The following is a 20,720-nucleotide window of genomic DNA, read 5'->3' as shown; positions in this document are numbered from 1 at the left end:
TCATCTCTTCCCCTCTTTTGTTATATGTATAAATAAAGCATGATACGTTGCCATTATCCCTTCATTTCCCGTGAAGTCTCTTTCGTATATGCGTAGCATCGCACGAAAGAGTGAGGGACTTTGACAATATGATCCTTCATTGCTATTAGTTGCTCCTACTTTTCGAATAGAATGCAGAAACTCCTTAACTTCTGTAAAACTCTCTATGTAACATGTTTCAGAAACATGCACATCCCCTGTTTCTATCTTACATATATGAAGCAACTGATCTTTTGAATAAAAACGTTGACCAATCGATGTTTCATTTTTTATATTTCTTTCTTCTTTCGCACGTTGGAACGAAGCATGCAATTCTTGAAACGTTTCATGTCCAAACGTTGAAAAGAGTAATATCCCATCTATAGACAAATGTTGAAATAAATTTCTTAACACTTGTTGTAAATTATTTAACCATTGAAATGTAGCATTTGAAATAATGACATCATATGATTCTTCTAATCGTAATCGCTCAATATCTTCACAGTGAAACGTTACATTTTTTACATTTTGTCTAGTTTGCGCAATCGCAATCATACTTTCAGCAAAATCAACTGCTGTAATATGTGCTTTCGGAAATAACTGTGATAATTGCTCTGTTACATACCCCGTCCCGCATCCCAGTTCTAAAATACGTATTGATGCCGTTTCACTATATCGTTCCTTTAAGATTGAAAGTAATGAATGTGCCATCTTTTTTTGTACATTTGCATATCGATCGTAAGATACGGCTGCCCCATTAAACCGTTTTTGTAGTAACGTTTTGTTGATCATGTCGTATCCCCTCTACAAATTGAATTATCTCATTTGCGCAATATTCAAAATTCGTCACACATAATGCATGCCCTGCTTCACTTACTACTTTCAGCTCGCTGCTGCTATTTTCCGTCATACTACGTGCCGCAGACAATGGGCATATTACATCCTGTTCTCCGTGAATAAGTAGTATAGGTACTTTAATTTCTTTTAGTTCTTCTCTCATATCTGTTTCTATTAAATAATCCAAACCTAGTTGTAAAGACTGAATAGAATCACCTTTAAAACGGTCTACAATGTCTTCAAAGTTTTTATTCTCTTTTAGCTCATCTTTCGTAAACATATTTTCATAAAACCGCTTGAGCGTATCTTCTTTCCTTCTCGCCAAATTCCTTTTCAACCGTTCTACATGCAAAGCATTCCATCCGTTACTGTAATCGCTCGTATTTGTAAATTTAGCAGTACCACCAATTAATACGATGCCTTTTGCCTGAATCTTTTTATAAGCTTCAACTGCTGCTAACGCTCCTAGTGACCATCCAACCAATATTACGTTGTCATTATGCGCTACATCTATAATTCGTTCCGCAAATTCACTTCGTTCTTTCACATTACGCCAATCTATGCATTGAACAGAATATCCTTTAAAATACGGAAGTACTAAATCCCAAATATTCTCTTCCATTCCCCATCCGGGGATAAAAATAATCTTTAGCTCATTCATACGAAAAGCTCCTCTTCTTTCGCAATGTGAATAATTCGGTCAATAGCCCATTTTAAATCAGCTATTGTATGTTGCGATGTAACTGCAAAGCGAATTCGAGAACTATGAACCGGCACAGTTGGCGGACGAATTGCAATAGCCGCAATCCCTGCCTCTTGCAACCTTTTACTAAACCGTAAAGCATGTTCATTTGAACCGACTACAATCGGTACAATATGAGTTGAACTATTCCCAATATCAAAACCAGCATCCCTTAATTTAGTTCTGAAGTATTCTCCGTTTGCTATAAGGTTCTCTCTTCTTTCGTTATCTTCTTTTACAATTTCAATTGCTTTTTGCACAGCTCCTAACGTACTTGGTGGTAAAGCTGTAGTAAAAATAAAGCTTCTCATCATATTTTGTAAATACTCTATATAAATTTCATCACCTGTCAAATACGCACCATAACACCCTAAAGCCTTGCTAAACGTCCCCATATGTATATCAATTTTTTGAGAAAGATTTTTTTCTATATGAGATAACCCAGCTCCGCCGATTCCATATATTCCACTCGCATGTGCTTCATCGACTATAATGATTGCCCCGTATTTCTCTTTCAGCTGTACTAAATCTCTCAAATACGCAGTATCACCATCCATACTAAAAACGGTATCTGTTACGATTAATTTCCTTTTTTCAGGTGACGCTGTTTTCAACAGCTTCTCTAAATGATCCAAATCATTATGACGATATCTTTTATGCTCTGCCCCGCTTAATATGATTCCATCAACAATACTTGCGTGATTTAACTTATCACTAAAAACAATATCGTGCCGAGAGGCTAAAGAAGATATGACACCTATATTTGCCGTATACCCACTATTTACAATTAAAGCTCTTTCAGTACCTTTCCAGTCACATATGCTTCTCTCAACCTCTTCATATAATGGATGATTTCCTACAACGAGACGAGAGGCAGTCGCTCCAGTTCCATATCTTTTTGTACAGGCAATAGCAGCTTCTTTTAACCTTTCATCTCCAGCTAACCCTAAATAATTATTTGACGCTAAATTTAACATCCTTTTTTTATCTCGAATAAGCCAAGTCTCTTCTACCTTCTCTGTTACATGCAAATCACGATACTGCCCTTGCTCATGTAATTGTTGTAATTTAGATTGAAGGTGCGCCCGCCACGTTTGATTCATTTTGGATAAACTCCTCTAATTTTGAAATCATAATATGTTCTTTTGCAGATTCTAATACTTCTTCTTTCGTAAACTCACCTTCAAAGAATGGTAATAATCCTAAAACTGATACCCCGCTCAGCTCTTCAATCATCTCTTTATTTTCTTGCACTCTTTCCATTTCACATTCTTTGCAACCTGATAAAATGACACCCGCTACGGTTAAGCCATGCGCCTTTGCGTAAGCAATCGTTAACACTGTATGATTTACTGTTCCTAATGTAGGACGAGCTACTACAATAAGAGGCAACTGTAATTCTTTTGCAAAATCAATTACTAAAGCATCTTCTGTATATGGAACAGCAAGCCCACCTGCTCCTTCTACAAATAAGCTATTAAACTCTTTTAATAGTTCATTATAGCAATCAGTAATTTCTTTTAACTTTACTACTCTTCCAGCTCTTTTCATGGCAAGTCTCGGAGCAAGTGGTTCTTCAATAGAATAAGGGCAAATTTCATTTTCTTGTGTCGGTACACCTGATAATGCTTTTAACCTTGCCGCATCTCCCTCAGGATTTGATGCAACATGCCCACTTTGTAACGGTTTATACACACCTACGTTATATCCTAATTCTCTAAATACACCTGCTATAGCACCTGCAACTACTGTTTTTCCAACTTCAGTATCGGTTGCTGTTATGAAAAAACCACTCATTATTCTCCCTCCGTAACATCCGAGATTGCCTTATATAAAATGCGTAACATATCATCAATCTCTTCAAAAGTAGAAGCAAGTGGCGGCATAAATACAATCGTGTTACCTAGCGGTCGTAAAATCATACCCAGCTCTCTTGAGCGTTTACATACTTGGACACCGACTCTCTCTGTCCAGTCAAACGCTTCTTTCGTTTCCTTATTCTTCACAAGCTCAATACCAACCATTAATCCGCACTGACGAATATCACCTACATGTTTATAAGCAAAGAGCTTTTCTAATTGCGCTGCCACATAATCCGTTTTACGTGCCACTTCTTCTATTAAATTTGTTTTTTCATATAGTTCTAGATTCGCGATTGCTACGGCACACCCTAACGGATTGCCTGTGTAGCTATGTCCATGGAAAAATGTTTTTTGTTCTTCATATTCTCCTAAGAAGGCATTATATATTTCATCTGTCGTTACCGTAACTGCAATTGGTAAATATCCACCTGTTAAACCTTTCCCAGCAGTTAAAATGTCTGGCGTCACATTTTCATGTTCACAAGCAAACATTTTCCCTGTACGCCCAAATCCAGTCGCTACCTCATCTGTAATAAATAATACATTGTACTTAGTACATAAATCGCGCAGTCCTTTTAAATATCCTTTTGGCATTGTAATCATCCCGCCAGCACCTTGCATTAATGGCTCTACAATGATGGCAGCTACTTCTTCATGCTTTTCTTTCAACAATTCTTCCATTTCTTCTAAATGGCTTTTTACAATTTCCTCCTTATTATTTCCGTAAGGAGAACGATATGTATATGGATACGGCATTTTAATCGCATCAAATAAGAGCGAACTATACACTTGGTGAAACAAGTCTATTGCTCCTACCGAAACAGCTCCAATTGTATCACCGTGATATGCTTCTTTTAATGTAACGAATCTTTGTTTCTTTCGTTTCCCTTTATGCTGCCAATATTGGAAAGCCATCTTAATTGCAATTTCAACAGCGGTAGAACCTGAATCAGAATAGAATACCTTCTTCAATCCATCTGGTACAACCTCAATAATTTTTTCTGCTAATAAAATAGATGGAACGTTAGCAAGTCCTAACATAGTAGAATGAGCAATTTTATTTAATTGCTCACGAATTGCTCCATCTAATTCCGGTACTTGATGTCCGTGAACATTTAACCATATAGATGAAACACCATCCCAATATTCATTACCATTTACATCGTATAGCTTTCTTCCCTCTCCACGTTCAATAATGACAGGATCTTCTTCTAAATAATCTTTCATTTGTGTAAATGGGTGCCATACGTAAGCTTTATTTTTCTCTGCTAATTCTTCATATGTATAAAATGATTTTTCAATCGTTTTACTATTTATTGTCACAATTGTCACCCCTAATGTTAACTTATTTATAAATACAGTTAACATTAAATTTGAATGACTGTCAATTATTTTAAAATCAAATAGTTCTTAAAAAAGAACAACTTATCATACGATAAGTTGTTCTACTTTCCATGCTGTATCTTTCCAATTTCTAAAATAATTTCTTCATCTTTTTTCCCCTCTGTATCAATTCCAAGTTGCTTAGCGTGCTCAATTAATAAATCATGACGCTTCTCAAATCTAGCGGTATTTACTTCTTTCGTAACCTCTTCTTTTGTTTTCCCCTCAGTAGAAACTCCTAGTTTTTCTGCTGCTTTTTCCATTGATTTCTTCTCTTCTATTTCTTTTACTTTCTTCACTTCTGACTGTTGTATTTGCTTTTGTTTCAACTGCTCTGATTCAGCCGCAAAAGCTGTGTAAATTCCAGCACTTCCTCCAATAACTAATAAAGTGGTAAAAAGAATTATTTTTTTCTTCACTCTTTCCTCCCCCTTTCAAATTCATTATAACGTACATTTTTACAGCGTTAAAAACAATTATCCTTTATTTCCCTAAAAAAACATTTAATATTTTTATTGACATGTAAGATGAAAATATGATAAAAATTTAACTAACATCATATGAATCGGCGTTGATAGGATTTAGTAGTATTTCGATTTCTGATTTCAGAGAGCTGGTGGTCGGTGCGAACCAGTACAGAGCGAATTATGAATTACCCCCTGGAGCTTCTTTTACGAAACGTGAGGAGTAGTGAAAGACGGTTATAGACCGTTATGTCTAAAGAGTGGTGAAACGACACTGTTTCACAATTTAGGGTGGTACCGCGAATTTTTCGTCCCTGCATATATTGCAGGGGCGTTTTTTATTTTATAAGCGCATATCATATGACCCTTTATTTTGTGATACATTCATTTCACAAGCTAGGGTGGTACCGCGATTTCTTCGTCCCTGCATAATTATATGCAGGGACGTTTTTTTATCCAATCATTTCCGTATCATATAGAAGAACAAACAATTACCGGTAATTTGTCACAAAATTCTAAATTTTAGAAGGAAATATACAATATTGGCGAATTTTATATAAAAAAGAGCTATTTCATATTACTTAGGAGGGGAAAACAATGGTTTCAAAAATTGAGTCTGTTCTTTTAACAATTTTTATCTTTTTCTGTATTGGTTTTAGTGTTATTCAATTAGAAGTTTCACCACACATCCCAATTTTATTTGGTATCGTTCTTTTATTAGCATTTGGATTCTTGAAGAGAATCTCTTGGTCTACTATGGAGAAAGGGATGATTAGTAGTATTTCAGCTGGTATTCCATCTATATTTATTTTCTTACTTGTAGGCGTATTAATTAGCGTTTGGATCGCAGCCGGAACTATTCCGACTTTAATGGTATACGGCTTCCAACTTGTATCTCCAAAAATTTTCGTTCCAACCGTTTTTGTTGTTTGTGCAATTGTTGGAACGAGTATCGGTAGTGCTTTTACAACTGCTGCAACTGTAGGACTTGCTTTTATGGGAATGGGTACTGCCCTTGGATACGATCCAGCTCTTATTGCTGGTGCAATTATTTCTGGTGCATTCTTCGGAGATAAAATGTCTCCTTTATCTGATACAACAAACTTAGCGCCTGCTGTAACAGGTGTAGATTTATTTGAACATATTCGTAACATGCTTTGGACAACAGTGCCAGCTTTCATTATTGCTTTTATCGCATTTTTCATTTTAGGAAGCGGATCTGGTGGAAACGTTGATTTCTCAGCATTTATTAACACACTAGAAAAAAATGCAACGATTTCTATCGTTACACTGATTCCTATTTTATTACTGTTCCTATTCGCATTTAAAAAGGTTCCCGCAGTTCCAACATTACTTGCAGGAATTGTGGTAGGGATTATTATTCTCTTTATTTTTAAACCTAGCACTTCTTTAGCTGATTTAATAAAAATTATGCAAGACGGTTACGTTTCTAAAACTGGTATCAAAGACATTGACAGCTTATTATCTCGCGGTGGCCTGCAAAGTATGATGATGTCAATTGCTCTTATTTTCCTAGCTCTTTGTATGGGAGGATTATTACAAGGAATGGGCATTATAGCGCAGCTGATGAATATTATCTCTAGCTTCGTAAAAACTAGTACACGCTTAATTATTTCTACTGCTTCAACTGCAATCGGTGTAAACTTCTTACTTGGTGAGCAGTACTTATCCATCGTTTTAACAGGACAAGCATTTGCTAATAAATACGATGAAGTCGGTTTAGAACGTCGTAATTTATCACGAGTATTAGAAGATGCTGGTACAGTAATTAATCCACTCGTACCATGGGGTGTAAGTGGCGTATTCTTAACAAACGTTCTTAGCGTTCCAACATTCGATTACCTGCCATACGCAATCTTCTGTTTAGCATGTCCAGTCGTAACCATTATCGTCGGCTTTACTGGATTCGGTCTTTCATGGAAAAAAGAAAAAGCAGTACCAGTTTCATAATATAACAAAAAGGATTACCAAATCGGTAATCCTTTTTATATTTCTTGACTATCTATTCGCTTTCTTTCTTCTAAATAACATAAGTAATCCCGCTCCAACAAACGCAAGACCAGCTCCAATTGTAGAAGCAATACTTGCACCTGTTTTCGGTAAATCACGTTCATCTTTTTCAGCTTCTTTATTTTCACTTACAGTTGTTGTTGTTTCTTTTGTATTTTGATCATCTGTTGTAGTTTGTCCAGATCCAGTATTGTTTCCATCTTGCTTTGGTTCATTTCCATTATTACCTTCTTCTGTTGGTGGTATTGAGTTTTCTCCATTACCTGTTGGCGGTGTCGTCGGATTTTCTCCATCACCTTTCGGCGGTGTCGTTGGATTTCCTTCACTAGTTTCTTTATCATCATTCTTCTTCGTTATATCAATTGCATATTTAGCAAATTCATTTTCAGATGGTCCAACATATGAAATCTTTCCATCTTTCTTTATATACTTTTGTGCATTTGGTGAAGAATCAAATGTTGTATTTAATTTATCTGCAACAATTGGTTTAAACGCCCAGTTTTGATCAGCTGCTGGATCAATATCTTTTATTTTTTGCATATACTTCACAATAATTTGACGTGTTTCATCTTGTGATTGGTATACAACTTCCCCTTTACTTACACCTGGGAACGTTTGGCTACTTCCACGATAGTTATTTGTAGCGACGATGAACTCTTGATTGTCAGCTACTGGCTTACCTTCATATGTCATATTTACAATACGATTCGTATTTGCATTTACAACTTTTCCATCTTTATCGTATTTCGCCGGTTGTGTTACATCAATTTCGTATTTTAAGCCATCTAAAATATCGAAGTTATATGTAGGATAGCCTATATTTACTAACGGCTGTTCTTCTGTTTTCTTTGGATCAATTTGATTAAACTGACCTGCAGACATTTCAAGCCATTCTTTCACTTGTGCCCCATTTACTTTTACAGCATATAACGTATTTGGATATACATATAAATCTGCAACGTTTTTAATTGCTAACGTTCCAGCTGGAATATCCGTATAATATGTCGCACCGTTTCGGCCACCTGCTTTAAATGGTGCGCCTGCAGATAAAACCGGAATATCTTTAATCTTTTCGTACTCTGGTTTTTGAAGTTCTTGTTCTACATACCATTTTTGCGCATTTGTCACAATTTGTACGGAAGGATCATCTTGTACTAATGAAAAATAACTATTAATTGGTGCTTTCGTTTCACCTACAGGTGTATTTACATAGTCGATTGTCGCTTGATGCTCATCTTTAATTTCATTAACTAATTTTTGATCAGATTCTACTAATGGGGTACCTTTACTATTAGCAATCGGGCGAAGTTGTGGCTTAGATTGATCTTTTTGTACTTCCCATTTTCCGTTTACCTTTTTCAATTGCATATCAATAATACCTAAGTTACTTCCAAAGACACCAGGCATTACAACTGGGACACCATTAAATACATCCTTCACTTCAGTATGTGAATGTCCCATTAATACTGCATCTACGCCAGGAACTTCTGTCGCTAAATAAAACGATGAATTTTCCATTCCTTCGTTGTATCCACTCTTATCAACACCTGAATGCGCTAGTGCAACTATAATATCCGCACCTTGCGCCTTCATTTCCGGAACTAATTTTTTCGCTGTTTGCACAATATCTTTTGCTTTTACTTGTCCTTCTAAATTCGCTTTATCCCAGTTCATGATTTGTGGTGGAACAAATCCCATTACACCAATTTTCACTATTTGTTTTTGGCCTGCTTCATCCACTACTTCTTTCTTTAAAATATGATATGGTTTAAAATAATTTTCATCGTTCTCTTCCTTATCATCATGGTCATCTTTATATACATTCGAGTTAATAACCGGGAAATCCGTTTTTTCAATCACTTTGTTTAAATAATCTAAGCCGTAGTTAAATTCATGATTCCCAAGAGAGATGACGTCATACTTCATTAAATTCATTACACGATATAATGGATGTGTATAACTAGGATCCACAGGATTCTTCGGATCTTTTATTTTATTTGCTACATAATCTCCAAGCGGTGTCCCTTGTAATGCATCTCCATCATCAAATAGGACAGAGTTTTTCGCTTCTTCACGTGCTTTATTAACGAGTGTTGCAGTTTGCACGAGACCTACTTTATTATCTGTTTTCGTTTGATAATAATCGTAATTCATTAAGTTAACGTGAATATCTGATGTTTCTAGAATTCGTAAGTTAACTGTACTCTCCCCAGTGTTCTCATCTGCATGAGCTGTTGTTGGCATTACTTGCGGTGCTATAACACCAATCGCAAGAGTTGCTCCAGCTAGCATTTTTTTTGACTTTTTCACAAAAAATCCCCCTTATACAATTACCAGAAATAATGAAATGAATCCCTATCTGTCTCTAACCACATACCTTTTTTCTTCTATTAGAGACACCATTTTCATTTCACCCTGCGCTAACGAGTAGTCCCCTTAAACGCCCGATTGATGAAGACTATTAATTAATAGGAAATAAAGCTCCCACTCATTAAAGTTTCACCTTATCTGACATTATCATATATAAAGTTCTTTCCTATCGTCAATATTTTTTGACAAACTTCAACAAATTTTCTGTAAAGTTATTATAAACTTTTCATAAACATATAATATGCCCTTACATTGCTAATACTGCTGAATATGATACAATTACCAATTACAAGGAGGATGAATTTATGAAAAAAGTCATCTTAACAATTGTTTGTCTCCTCCTTCTGATCATTTCTTATTCTTATTTTGAAAAGAACGACGAGACAAAACAAAATGAATCTGAAGAAAAAACAGAAAAAACATCTGCCCCAAATTGGATTGATAAGCAAACAAACGAATCTTTTTATCATCTTGTATTAGGTGATTCACTCGCTAAAGGATATGGATCGACACAAGGTGGATTTGCCGAATTAGCTTCTAAGCAAATAGAAGCACAAATTCATAAACCAATTACAGTAGAAAACCTTGGGGTAAACGGTCTTACAACAGATCGTCTCGCTAAAAAAGTTCAATCAGAAGATGTAAAGGAAAAAATTAGAGCAGCAAATATCATTACAATTAATATTGGAGGAAATAATTTATTTCGTTTAAATCGTGATGTTGGTGTTATAGATGGTATAAAAATGTTAAATAAAGAAAAAGCCCATTTTGAAGCGGATATAAAAAGTATTGTAAAGACAGTTCGAGATCAAAATCCGGACGCTTTACTCATTCTCTCAGAACTCTATAACCCGTTACAACTCGATGACTCCATCGCAAGTTATGCAGATATGTTTTTAGATGGCTGGAATGAATCTGTTTATTCCATTGCAAAAGTGAATCAACCATCTATCGTTTTGCCAATTCGTAAATTAATATCGAATGATAAAAAAGAATTGCTCTTTGACCAAGTACACCCAAATGATAAAGGCTATACGATTATTGCCGATTCATTTACAAAAAAAGTATTGGCCTACAAATATTAAAATTACCATGAAACAATTCTATTTTTATAACATGTCTTTTTTGTTACAATGATAGTGGAAGGGGGCCTTTATATGGAATCACGCGAGTGGGAACGTATTGTTGATCATCTTCTTTCGCTAGTGCCTCTTTTTTATCGCAAATTTATGCTTCCTGGAGAATTTTCTTCTCAAAGACATATGCCGCCATCACATACACAAGTATTACTGCTTTTGCATGAAAACGGCACATTAGCAGTTTCCGAAATCGGCAAGCGGCTAGCGATTTCACGGCCTAACATGACACCTCTATTAAACAAACTTATTCAAGAAGAACTAATAGAGCGTCATTATAGCGAAAAAGATCGACGGGTCATTTTAATTTCCCTAACAGCTGAAGGGAAATTATTAGTAAATCAGTATCAGCAATTCATTTTAGACAAACTAAAAGAAAATTTCCAAACATTATCTGAGGAAGAGCGCGAAAAGCTCATTCATTCTCTTCAAACCATTCAAAATTTAATTTTGAAAACAAACGTATAAAGCTGCTTCTAAATAGAAGCAGCTTTATGATTCGTAATAGTTACCATAGTATACATTGGAATATGGCCATGTTGTTAAATATGGTTTTTTTTCCTGTGTAGGCTGTTGTGTTGGTAATTGTGGTATTTGTGATAATTGCTGTAATTGTTGTTGCCGATATAATTCGTATTGTCTACTCGTATCATAAACCGGATAATAATTTACATATGGATATACTTGAGGCACGTAATAATAATACATTATCCTCTCCTCCTTTTTCTTAAACATATTCAAAGGAGAAAATGAATGTGACATTGTTTATAATTGTACAAGTGGTTCTCTCACTCGTTTCTTCCTTTTCTTCAAACGTAACTTACGGTTCTTTTCGTATAAATAATGCACAACGAAATATGAAATGAGACCAAACACAACTCCTAAAATCGTCATTCCAATTAATACATACACTTCACTTTGTAATAAGCTCTTTAATATCGTAAAAATGTGACTTGAAAACAAGTCCGATATCGTAAATGGTTCATGATGAATTTTCTGTACATGAAATGGATAAATCATTTTTCCTAGCGCATACGCAAGCGGAAATAAAAATACTGGGAGAAACGATATTTTCCCAATAATATTGCCAATAACTGCCGCAGGAAAAGATCCCTTTGCTAACCTGACGATTGGATAAAATATTACATATACGAGCGATGCCGTATAAATGACTAACATTTCTAAGCCGAATCCTATAGCAAACCCTAACGATACTTTCTTTGCGCCTTCTGGCGATCGAAGCAACTTATAATATTGAAACTTTAATATTCTCCACATCCGCTGGAAAAACGAATATGTTTTCTTAGTTGTTTTCACCCTCATCATCTCTTTAACTATATTTTTATATGTAGTATGTCCTTACACACTCTGAAAAACAAATTTAGTTTTCTCTTTTATTATAAATGATATCGAAATGGTTAACCAAATATACATCCGACATTTTAATATAAAAAAACCTCCCTTTTAGGAAGGCTCTTCTACATTTTTAAATAAACTCACTAATAACGCTTTTTGAGCATGCAATCGATTACCAGCTTGCTCAAAGACGATAGAATGTGGTCCATCTATAATTTCTCCTGTTACTTCTTCTTCACGATGGGCAGGTAAACAGTGTAAGAAACGATATGTTTGCTTCGCATGCTTAGCAAGTTCGTTATTGATTTGGTATGGCTGAAATAAAGTACATTTCTCTTCTTCGCCCTCTTGCCCCATGCTCATCCAAACGTCAGTATAAATGAAATCAGCTTCATTCACCGCTAATTCAGGATCATGCAAAACTTCAATTTCAGCTCCTGTTTCCTTGGCAATCGCTAACGCTTTTTTTACAATCTCTTCATTCGGTTCATATCCTACAGGCGTTGCAACAGTCATATGCATTCCGACTTTTGCACTCGCTAGCAACAATGAATGACATACATTATTTCCGTCACCTACGTAAGCCAATTTTATTCCTTTAAATGTATTTGTTTCTTCATATATCGTCATGAGGTCTGCCAATGCTTGACAAGGATGATGATCATCCGTTAAACCGTTAATAACAGGAATACTTGATTCTTTTGCAAGCTCTTCTACATCCGCGTGGGAGAATGTACGTATCATGATCCCGTCAATATACTGCGATAATACTTTCGCAGTATCTGAAACGGTTTCTCCTCTCCCCATTTGCATCTCTTTCCCACTTAAAAACATACCATGTCCCCCGAGCTGTACCATTCCCGCTTCAAAAGATACGCGAGTACGAGTTGAATGCTTATCAAAAATAAGCCCTAATATTTTGCCTTGTAATAAAGGCTCTTGCTTATTCTTTTTTAAATATATAGCGAACTCAATTAAAGAAATAATTTCTTCTTTCGTTAATTCTTCTAGTGTTAAAAGATCTTTCGTATTTAATTTCGGTACTTGTACAGTTGACATGAAACTTCCCCCTTATATGATTGATACGTTTTTTGTACAAACTACTTTTTTTATTATATATACTGCCTGTTCTAATTCTTCATTCGTGACAATGAGTGGCGGTAATAGTCTTATAACATTAGGGCCTGCTTGTAATACGAGAAGTCCTTCGTTTTCTAGTTGTTCTATAAAACTTGCAACTTCATGCTTACACTCAATCCCAATCATAAGCCCCTTACCACGTATATTTTGAATACATTCGACATGCTGTAATTCCTCTTGCAACTTCTCTAATACGTACTCGCCTTTTTCTTGTACTTCTTTTAAAAACGATGGTTTTTTACTCACTTGCAATACTTCTTTCGCTGCAGCCATCGCGATGTAATTCCCGCCAAAAGTTGAACCGTGTGATCCTGCAGTAAACGACGTTCCGAGCTCTTTCCCGCCAATCATCGCTCCGACAGGAATCCCATTCCCAAGTGCCTTTGCAACGGTAACGATATCAGGCTCTATTCCCACTTGTTCATAAGCGAATAGTGTTCCAGTTCTTCCTATCCCCGTTTGTACTTCGTCTATAATAAATAAGGAACCGAACTTATTACATAATGTTTCAATCTCTTTCAAAAAAGATAGATCAGCAGGTATTACTCCTCCCTCTCCTTGAACTACTTCTACCATTACCGCCGCAACTTCTTCATTCATTACTTCCTCTAATGCTTTAATATCGTTAAAAGGGATATGTAAAAAAGATGGAAGTAATGGACCAAATCCTTCTTTTACCTTATCTTGGCCTGTTGCACTCATCGTTCCAAATGTTCTACCGTGAAAAGACTGCTGGCATGTTACGACGAGAGATTTTCCAGTATGCTTACGTGCTAACTTTAAAGCCGCTTCATTTGCCTCTGCCCCACTATTACAGAAAAACACATAATCTAATGCTCTATTTTCTGTTAATAATGACGCAACTTCTTCTTGTAAGCTGTTTGTAAACAGGTTAGATATATGCCATATATCATCAAGTTGCTCTTGTACACCTTTGAGAACAGTAGGGTGGCAATGTCCTAAATTACATACGCCAATTCCTGATGTAAAATCTAAATATTCCTTACCTTTATTATCAATAACTTTCGTTCCAGTTCCCTTTACAAACTCAATAGTTCTTCTGCCATACGTTTGAAAAAGATGACTCGTCATGCAATACTCACGCCTTTCGTTACCGTCGTTCCAATACACTCTCCCGTAACCTCAGTAAAATCTTTTGTACCATTCACAATACTTATCTTTTGCACTCCCATTTTTAATGATGCTAGTGCCGCCTGTACTTTCGGAATCATCCCACCTGTAATAACACCTGTTTCTATAAAAGTTGCAATTTCAGATTCATCCGCTTCCTTTACCAAATTCCCTTCATGTAATATTCCATCTACATCCGTAATAAAAACCAGCTCTTTTGCCCCTAACGCGGCCGCAATCCCAGCCGCAGCATTGTCCGCATTTATGTTATAAATTTCATTACCATTTACCCCGATTGGAGCAATAACAGGAATATACTCCATATTTATTAATCCTTTTAATAAAGCTGTTTCTACATAACTTACTTCCCCTACATATCCTATCTCTTCGCTGACAGGTTGAATTTGAAGTAAATTGCCGTCACACCCTGAACAACCTACCGCAAGTAAATTATGCTTTTGTAAATTCATTACGAGTTTTTTATTCGTACTTCCGCATAGCACCATTTGAACAACATCCATAACTTCTTTTGGTGTTATCCGTAATCCATCTCTTTTTTCTACGTTGATGTTACAATCTTTTAATTTGGCATCAATTTCTGGTCCACCACCATGAACAATCACTACTTTATACTTCTGTTGCAATTTCTTTATACATTCAAAAAACACATCATTTAATTGATTCAACATACTACCGCCGCATTTCACTACAATATAATCGCTCATCTTCTCTCTCCTTATGTACGATAACAAGCATTTATTTTCACATATTCATAGCTTAAGTCACAGCCCCAAGCTGATCCTGTCTCTTCACCTAAGTGTAAGTACACATTAATGACTATTTCATCTTCTTGTAACCTCTCTTTCATTTTTTCTTCAGAAAATGTTTGAGGCTCACTATTTTTTAATACCGATATAGATTGAAGAGTAATGTCAATTGTGTTCGGATTAATAGCTACTTCACTTTGTCCAATACTGCTAATAATTCGCCCCCAGTTTGGGTCTTCACCATGTATTGCTGTTTTCACAAGACTCGAACCGACTATTTGCTTTGCAATTTTTTTTGCCTCTTCATTCGTTTGAGCTCCTAGCACATTTACTTCTATTAACTTCGTAGCGCCTTCACCATCTTGCGCAATTTTTTTCGCTAAATCTTCACATACCTTCTGTAAAGCACCTACGAAAGTTTCCCAATCTGTATGTTCCATATTTATCGGCCTTGTTTCTGATAATCCACTTGCCATAACGATGACCATATCATTCGTAGAAGTATCTCCATCCACCGTAATTTGATTAAATGTATGATTCGTTATTTGTGATAACGCTGTTTGCAATACGTTATGCTCTATATGAGCATCTGTCGTAATAAAACTAAGCATCGTTGCCATATTCGGATGAATCATCCCTGAACCTTTGGCGACACCCGCAATCACCACTTTCTTCCCATCAATAATCATTTCATAGCAAGTTTCTTTCGTGATAAGATCCGTCGTTAAAATTGCTTCAGAAAAAGAATATGCTTCACTTTCTTCCTTCGTCGGTATAAGAGTTGCAACCCCCTTTCGGATTATATCCATCGGCAGTGGAACACCAATTACACCTGTTGAAGCTACTGCAACGTAATTTTCTTTCATCCCAAAATGTTCCGCCCCTAACACGCGCATCTCGTATGCGTCTTGTAATCCTTGCATTCCAGTACAAGCATTTGCATTTCCACTATTAACGATAATTGCTTGTAACTTCCCTTCTGCCGTTATACTATCCTTCGTTACTTGCAAAGGGGCTGCTTGTATTTGATTCGTTGTATACACAGCGGCACATGATGCTGGTACGTCACAAACGATTGCCCCTAAATCCTTTTTCTCCTTTTTCAGACCATTTACAGTACCAATTGCCGAAAAGCCTTTCGGCGTTACAATTGAACCATTTTCTAATTTTGTAATAGACGCTACTTTAATCATCATGTCCCCCTTATAGATAAAGCGGCATATGTTGTAAACCTGTTGTCTCTTCTAGTCCCGCTATTATGTTTGCATTTTGAATCGCTTGCCCAGCCGCGCCTTTCATCATATTGTCTATAACAGAAACGACCGTAACTCTTTCAGTTCTTTCATCGTAAGCTATGCCAATATCACAATAATTTGAGCCTCTCACTTCTTTTGGACTTGGAAATTTCCCTTGCGTACAAATTCGGATGAAAGGCGATTGTTCATACGTTTCTTCATACAATTTTTGAAGTTGCTTTATTTCCATCTTTTGTTTTACTTTTGCATAAAGTGTAATCATAATTCCTCGTGATATCGGTATTAAATGTGTGCTAAATGTAATTGGCTGTGATTCACTATTCCATTCTGTAAGCATTTGCTCAATCTCCGGAACGTGCTGATGCTGGTTTACTTTATAGATATGTAAGTTATCGTATAGCTCAGGAAAATGAGTCATTGTTGTTGGTGTTTTTCCTGCTCCTGATACCCCTGATTTCGCATCAATAATAATCGAATCTTCTTCAATCATGCTACTACGTATTAACGGCGCTATCGCTAGCAATGTGGCTGTAGCAAAACATCCTGGGTTTGCAATTAAATTTGCCTTTTGAATCTCAGTCCTTTTCCATTCACTTAACCCATACACTGCTTTTCTAAGAATTTCTTCTTTCGCTGCTGGCCTTTTATACCACAGTTCATATGACGAAGGATCTATCATACGAAAGTCTCCAGATAGGTCAATTACTTTTAAACCTTCTGCTACTAACTTGGGAGTTAACTCCGCCGATACTCCTGCTGGTGTTGCTAGAAATACGATTTCTGCTTCTTTCCCTATTGTCTTCACATCAATTTCTTGTAACGTATGAACGAGAACATTTCGAAGATGCGGATATACATTTGTTATACACTCACCAACTTGCGAAAAAGAATGAAGAGATGCTATCGAAAAATATGGATGTTGTTCTAATAAACGAATTAATTCAATGCCCCCATATCCAGTGGCTCCAATAATTGCGACTTTCATAAGTTCCTCCTCAAATCGATTCTTTAAATTAAGTATGATTATAATATTGTATATTTATAGAGTCAATTAAATATTTATAAATTTTAAAATCTAAAAAAACTTAATTTTATTAGAAAAATAATATACTCAACCGAATTTTTATACAAAAATAGTGCATAGTAGTTTTTTTATTTCACTTCAAGTACAATAAAACAATACATACGTACATACAGGCGGGAAAAAATATGAACGAAAAATTAATTGAGAAAATGATTATAAAAAGTTTTCAGCAATATCAATGCAGTCCAATATCAAAAGAAGATCAGGAAATGCTAGTGAAACATATTCAAACGGTGACTCATTCAAATATTGAAATTGATTTATACGAGGAGATTGAGGATATTGTTTATGATTATGTGACTGGAAAACAATAAAAAATAGGAGATTTCCATGTGGAAATCTCCTATTTTTTACTTAATGATTTACCTGCTACACGTTCAAATAAACCTGGGAATAAAGCATAAAGTTTTGGACCAATTCCCATCCACTTCGGTAAGTTTACTTCACGTTTTTTCGTGTGCATCGACTTTACGATTTGTTCTGCTACGTATGTTGGTTTTAACATGTAACGTCCCATATTCTTTACATATGTACCAGATTGATCCGCTATTTCAAAAAAGTTTGTATCTATCGGACCCGGATTAATTGCTGTAACATAAATATCTGTATTCGCTAATTCCATGCGTAAACTATTCGTAAATCCTAATACAGCATGTTTCGTTGCTGCATACGCACTTGATTTCGGAGTTGCAATTTTTCCGGCAAGTGAAGCAATATTAATAATATGTCCTTCGTTCTTGTTTACCATATAAGGTAGTACCGCTTTCGTACATGCTACTAATCCAAATACATTTACTTGGAACATATCTTTTACTTCACCCATTGACGCATCTTCAAACGTTTTAAAAATACCAAATCCCGCATTGTTTACTAATATATCAATACGTCCCACTTCTTGTAATACCTTTGAAAAAACAGACTGTACTTCCATCTCTTCACTTACATCTAATACATAATAATAGCAAGGCGTATTATAAGTTTCTTTAATTTTGTCTACTAACGCTTGTAGTTTCTCTTCTGTTCGAGCCATTAATACTGGAGTCGCTCCCTGTGCTGCAACTTGCATTGCAACTTGCTCACCAATCCCACTAGAAGCACCTGTAATGACGATTACTTTATTTTGTAAACGTCCTGTCATTGCTGTCACCTACTTTGCATAATAAATCAATTGTTGCGATGACTCATCAATCATCACTTGTTGATTATATGCTAAATAGTCCAATTGTCCAACCGTTTCTGAAATAGTAAGTGGTAATTGTTCTTTATATAATACCGGAAATAGTTTTACACATACTTCAAATGCTGTCATTGGTTTTTCCTTTAATAACTCAAGCACTTTAAAAGCACGTGTTTCTTGCTTTTGTAATCTCGTTTCAATAAGTTGTTTCACATTTAGAACATCTTCCCCATGCCCTGATAAAATGCGTGAAATATTCATTTCGCTTAAACGCTGTAATGTTTGATTATATTGTAGTAATGGGCGTGCCCGCTCTGTTTGCCCTTCATATGGCGGTTCTAGTATTGGATTCGAAGAAATATGACTAATGAGAGCATCTCCACCAATTAATATTCCATCAGATTCTCTATATAAAGAAATATGAGTAGAAGCATGACCTGGTGTTTCAAGTACTGTAAATCCAGGCAAAGAATCAATACGATCTCCTTCTCTCACAGTATGCGTTAACGATCTATTACAAGAATATTTAAGTGTCCTCGTCGTCAATAACGACTCGTCTTTCAAAAATGCTGCTGGCACACCAAACTGTAAGGCCGTCTCTCTAAAAAATTCATGATACCGCTTTAAAAATTCTGGATTTTGTGTAATCCAAGGCTCATTCCAAGGATGTCCAATAATATTCGTCTTCTCAGAAAATATATTTAAAAGTCCACAATGATCTGCATGATGATGCGTAATGACTACTGTTTCAATATCTTCTATCGTATGTCCTAATGCACCTAATTGACTTTCTAACGCATTCCTTGCCTCTTCTGTATTCGTCCCTGTATCAATTAATGTTAATGTCTCCCCCTCAACTAAAAACACATTCACAGTTTCCACTGCAAATGGTACAGGAATCTCCATTCGGTGAATCGCCGTCATGCTTAGCCCCCCTGTCTCTTTCCGGTTCAAAAATGAATACTTCTTCAGTTTACAACTTCTATATATATTTGTCATTATTTTCAGATAAAAAGAGGTGTTTCCTATAAAAAAACGAATGTATGTACATTTATAAGAATTTCTAACCAAAATTAAAGGAGGAACATCATGTCTATTCAAAACATTTCCTTTCTCGGTGCAGGCTCTATTGCCGAAGCTATTATTGGTGGCTTGTTACATGCAAATGTCGTTAAAGGTGAACAAATTACTGTAAGTAATCGTTCTAACGAGACAAGATTACAAGAGCTACATAAAAAATACGGTGTCAAAGGTACTCATAATAAAAAAGAATTACTTACTGATGCAAATATTCTTTTTCTAGCAATGAAACCAAAGGATGTTGCAGAGGCGCTTACCCCTTTTAAAGAATACATAAATAATAACGTGCTTATTATTTCATTACTAGCAGGTGTTTCTACTGACTCAATTAGAAAACTACTTCAAAAAGACGTTCCAATTATTCGTGCAATGCCAAATACATCCGCAGCCATTTTAAAATCAGCTACCGCTATCTCCCCTTCAAAACATGCAACAGCGGAGCATATTCGCACTGCAACATCTTTATTTGAAACGATTGGTCTCGTCTCTGTTGTAGAGGAAGAAGATATGCATGCTGTCACTGCATTATCCGGAAGTGGACCTGCTTATATTTATTACGTAGTGGAAGCTATGGAAGAAGCTGCAAAAAAAATTGGTTTAAAAGAAGATGTTGCAAAATCACTTATTCTTCAAACGATGATTGGTGCTGCTGAAATGCTAAAAGCAAGTGACAAACACCCTTCTATTTTGAGAAAGGAAATTACTTCTCCTGGTGGAACTACCGAAGCAGGTATTGAAGTATTACAAGAACATAAATTTCAACAAGCACTTATTTCTTGTATTACACAGGCAACGAAACGATCACATAATCTTGGAAAAACATTAGAACAACTAACAAAAGAAAAATAGAAAAAGGAGCTCAAGTTTATTTGAGCTCCTTTTTCTA

At 35.8% G+C, this 20,720-nt stretch carries 21 protein-coding genes and 1 other annotated feature; of the genes, 5 read left to right on the top strand and 16 right to left on the bottom strand.

The genetic code is table 11. From position 1 onward, the window contains the following. The 6 genes from bioC to MKY38_RS01380 all read right to left on the bottom strand — a co-directional run bounded on the left by bioC (position 1) and on the right by MKY38_RS01380 (position 5,261). Positions 1-810 carry a malonyl-ACP O-methyltransferase BioC gene (bioC, locus tag MKY38_RS01405; protein WP_065222901.1) on the bottom strand — a complete coding sequence of 270 codons (810 nt, stop codon included), beginning with the start codon at positions 808-810 and terminating at the stop codon, positions 1-3. After that, on the bottom strand, positions 776-1,516 hold the full coding sequence (locus MKY38_RS01400; RefSeq protein WP_001004172.1) for an alpha/beta fold hydrolase: 741 nt from the start codon (positions 1,514-1,516) through the stop codon (positions 776-778). Before MKY38_RS01400 ends, bioC begins: the two co-directional genes overlap by 35 nt. Then, positions 1,513-2,700, bottom strand: a complete 1,188-nt coding sequence (bioF, locus tag MKY38_RS01395; protein ID WP_065222899.1) for an 8-amino-7-oxononanoate synthase — start codon at positions 2,698-2,700, stop codon at positions 1,513-1,515. Before bioF ends, MKY38_RS01400 begins: the two co-directional genes overlap by 4 nt. Continuing rightward, positions 2,666-3,394, bottom strand: a complete 729-nt coding sequence (gene bioD, locus MKY38_RS01390; protein WP_065222898.1) for a dethiobiotin synthase — start codon at positions 3,392-3,394, stop codon at positions 2,666-2,668. Before bioD ends, bioF begins: the two co-directional genes overlap by 35 nt. Then, positions 3,394-4,827: an adenosylmethionine--8-amino-7-oxononanoate transaminase gene (gene bioA, locus MKY38_RS01385; protein WP_065222897.1), complete on the bottom strand. Its 1,434-nt coding sequence runs from the start codon at positions 4,825-4,827 to the stop codon at positions 3,394-3,396. The genes bioD and bioA overlap by 1 nt, the downstream gene beginning before the upstream one ends. Positions 4,828-4,904: 77 nt before the next feature. Then, positions 4,905-5,261 carry a hypothetical protein gene (locus MKY38_RS01380; protein WP_000726902.1) on the bottom strand — a complete coding sequence of 119 codons (357 nt, stop codon included), beginning with the start codon at positions 5,259-5,261 and terminating at the stop codon, positions 4,905-4,907. Positions 5,262-5,404: 143 nt separating this feature from the next. Continuing rightward, positions 5,405-5,625, top strand: a binding site (T-box leader). Positions 5,626-5,903: 278 nt separating this feature from the next. On the opposite strand from MKY38_RS01380, the gene nhaC reads away from it, so the two are divergent. Next, the gene (nhaC, locus tag MKY38_RS01375) at positions 5,904-7,277 is read left to right on the top strand and encodes a Na+/H+ antiporter NhaC (RefSeq protein WP_000253736.1); all 1,374 of its coding nucleotides are present in this window, start codon (positions 5,904-5,906) and stop codon (positions 7,275-7,277) included. A gap of 48 nt (positions 7,278-7,325) precedes the next feature. Here the strand turns inward: nhaC and cpdB are convergent, their stop codons facing one another. Continuing rightward, complete coding sequence (cpdB, locus tag MKY38_RS01370) at positions 7,326-9,647, bottom strand: bifunctional 2',3'-cyclic-nucleotide 2'-phosphodiesterase/3'-nucleotidase (RefSeq protein ID WP_341047900.1); 2,322 nt, start codon at positions 9,645-9,647, stop codon at positions 7,326-7,328. Between the two features lie 365 nt (positions 9,648-10,012). On the opposite strand from cpdB, the gene MKY38_RS01365 reads away from it, so the two are divergent. Further along, positions 10,013-10,792: a GDSL-type esterase/lipase family protein gene (locus MKY38_RS01365; RefSeq protein WP_114555464.1), complete on the top strand. Its 780-nt coding sequence runs from the start codon at positions 10,013-10,015 to the stop codon at positions 10,790-10,792. Between the two features lie 72 nt (positions 10,793-10,864). Further along, positions 10,865-11,311, top strand: coding sequence for a MarR family winged helix-turn-helix transcriptional regulator (locus tag MKY38_RS01360; protein WP_000445819.1), 447 nt, complete (start codon positions 10,865-10,867; stop codon positions 11,309-11,311). Positions 11,312-11,335: 24 nt separating this feature from the next. Here the strand turns inward: MKY38_RS01360 and MKY38_RS01355 are convergent, their stop codons facing one another. The 7 genes from MKY38_RS01355 to argC form a co-directional block, all read right to left on the bottom strand. After that, positions 11,336-11,551 carry a hypothetical protein gene (locus MKY38_RS01355; RefSeq protein WP_000291957.1) on the bottom strand — a complete coding sequence of 72 codons (216 nt, stop codon included), beginning with the start codon at positions 11,549-11,551 and terminating at the stop codon, positions 11,336-11,338. Between the two features lie 57 nt (positions 11,552-11,608). After that, the gene (locus tag MKY38_RS01350; RefSeq protein ID WP_002005691.1) at positions 11,609-12,169 is read right to left on the bottom strand and encodes a DUF2062 domain-containing protein; all 561 of its coding nucleotides are present in this window, start codon (positions 12,167-12,169) and stop codon (positions 11,609-11,611) included. Between the two features lie 138 nt (positions 12,170-12,307). Then, complete coding sequence (gene argF / locus MKY38_RS01345) at positions 12,308-13,258, bottom strand: ornithine carbamoyltransferase (RefSeq protein ID WP_063246012.1); 951 nt, start codon at positions 13,256-13,258, stop codon at positions 12,308-12,310. Positions 13,259-13,270: 12 nt separating this feature from the next. After that, positions 13,271-14,431, bottom strand: a complete 1,161-nt coding sequence (locus MKY38_RS01340; protein ID WP_065222894.1) for an acetylornithine transaminase — start codon at positions 14,429-14,431, stop codon at positions 13,271-13,273. After that, on the bottom strand, positions 14,428-15,195 hold the full coding sequence (argB, locus tag MKY38_RS01335; RefSeq protein WP_065222893.1) for an acetylglutamate kinase: 768 nt from the start codon (positions 15,193-15,195) through the stop codon (positions 14,428-14,430). The genes MKY38_RS01340 and argB overlap by 4 nt, the downstream gene beginning before the upstream one ends. An 11-nt stretch (positions 15,196-15,206) precedes the next feature. After that, on the bottom strand, positions 15,207-16,430 hold the full coding sequence (argJ, locus tag MKY38_RS01330) for a bifunctional glutamate N-acetyltransferase/amino-acid acetyltransferase ArgJ (protein ID WP_000598402.1): 1,224 nt from the start codon (positions 16,428-16,430) through the stop codon (positions 15,207-15,209). A gap of 10 nt (positions 16,431-16,440) precedes the next feature. After that, on the bottom strand, positions 16,441-17,478 hold the full coding sequence (gene argC / locus MKY38_RS01325; RefSeq protein ID WP_000861258.1) for an N-acetyl-gamma-glutamyl-phosphate reductase: 1,038 nt from the start codon (positions 17,476-17,478) through the stop codon (positions 16,441-16,443). 224 nt (positions 17,479-17,702) lie between these two features. Between argC and MKY38_RS01320 the strand changes: the two genes are divergently transcribed. Next, positions 17,703-17,891: a YqzH family protein gene (locus MKY38_RS01320; protein ID WP_001003222.1), complete on the top strand. Its 189-nt coding sequence runs from the start codon at positions 17,703-17,705 to the stop codon at positions 17,889-17,891. Positions 17,892-17,920: 29 nt separating this feature from the next. Here the strand turns inward: MKY38_RS01320 and MKY38_RS01315 are convergent, their stop codons facing one another. Next, positions 17,921-18,715, bottom strand: a complete 795-nt coding sequence (locus MKY38_RS01315) for an SDR family NAD(P)-dependent oxidoreductase (protein ID WP_000147794.1) — start codon at positions 18,713-18,715, stop codon at positions 17,921-17,923. Between the two features lie 9 nt (positions 18,716-18,724). Continuing rightward, positions 18,725-19,678, bottom strand: coding sequence for an MBL fold metallo-hydrolase (locus MKY38_RS01310; protein ID WP_000125119.1), 954 nt, complete (start codon positions 19,676-19,678; stop codon positions 18,725-18,727). Positions 19,679-19,843: 165 nt separating this feature from the next. Here MKY38_RS01310 and proI point away from each other — a divergent pair, with 165 nt between their 5' ends. Next, complete coding sequence (gene proI / locus MKY38_RS01305) at positions 19,844-20,683, top strand: pyrroline-5-carboxylate reductase ProI (RefSeq protein ID WP_000027249.1); 840 nt, start codon at positions 19,844-19,846, stop codon at positions 20,681-20,683. Positions 20,684-20,720 lie beyond the last annotated feature (37 nt).

The sequence above is a fragment of the Bacillus sp. FSL R5-0585 genome (genome assembly GCF_038004545.1).
GTDB lineage: Bacteria > Bacillota > Bacilli > Bacillales > Bacillaceae_G > Bacillus_A > Bacillus_A cereus.
Note: the sequence above shows the minus strand (reverse complement) of the source record. Positions and strands in the feature narration are given on the sequence as shown.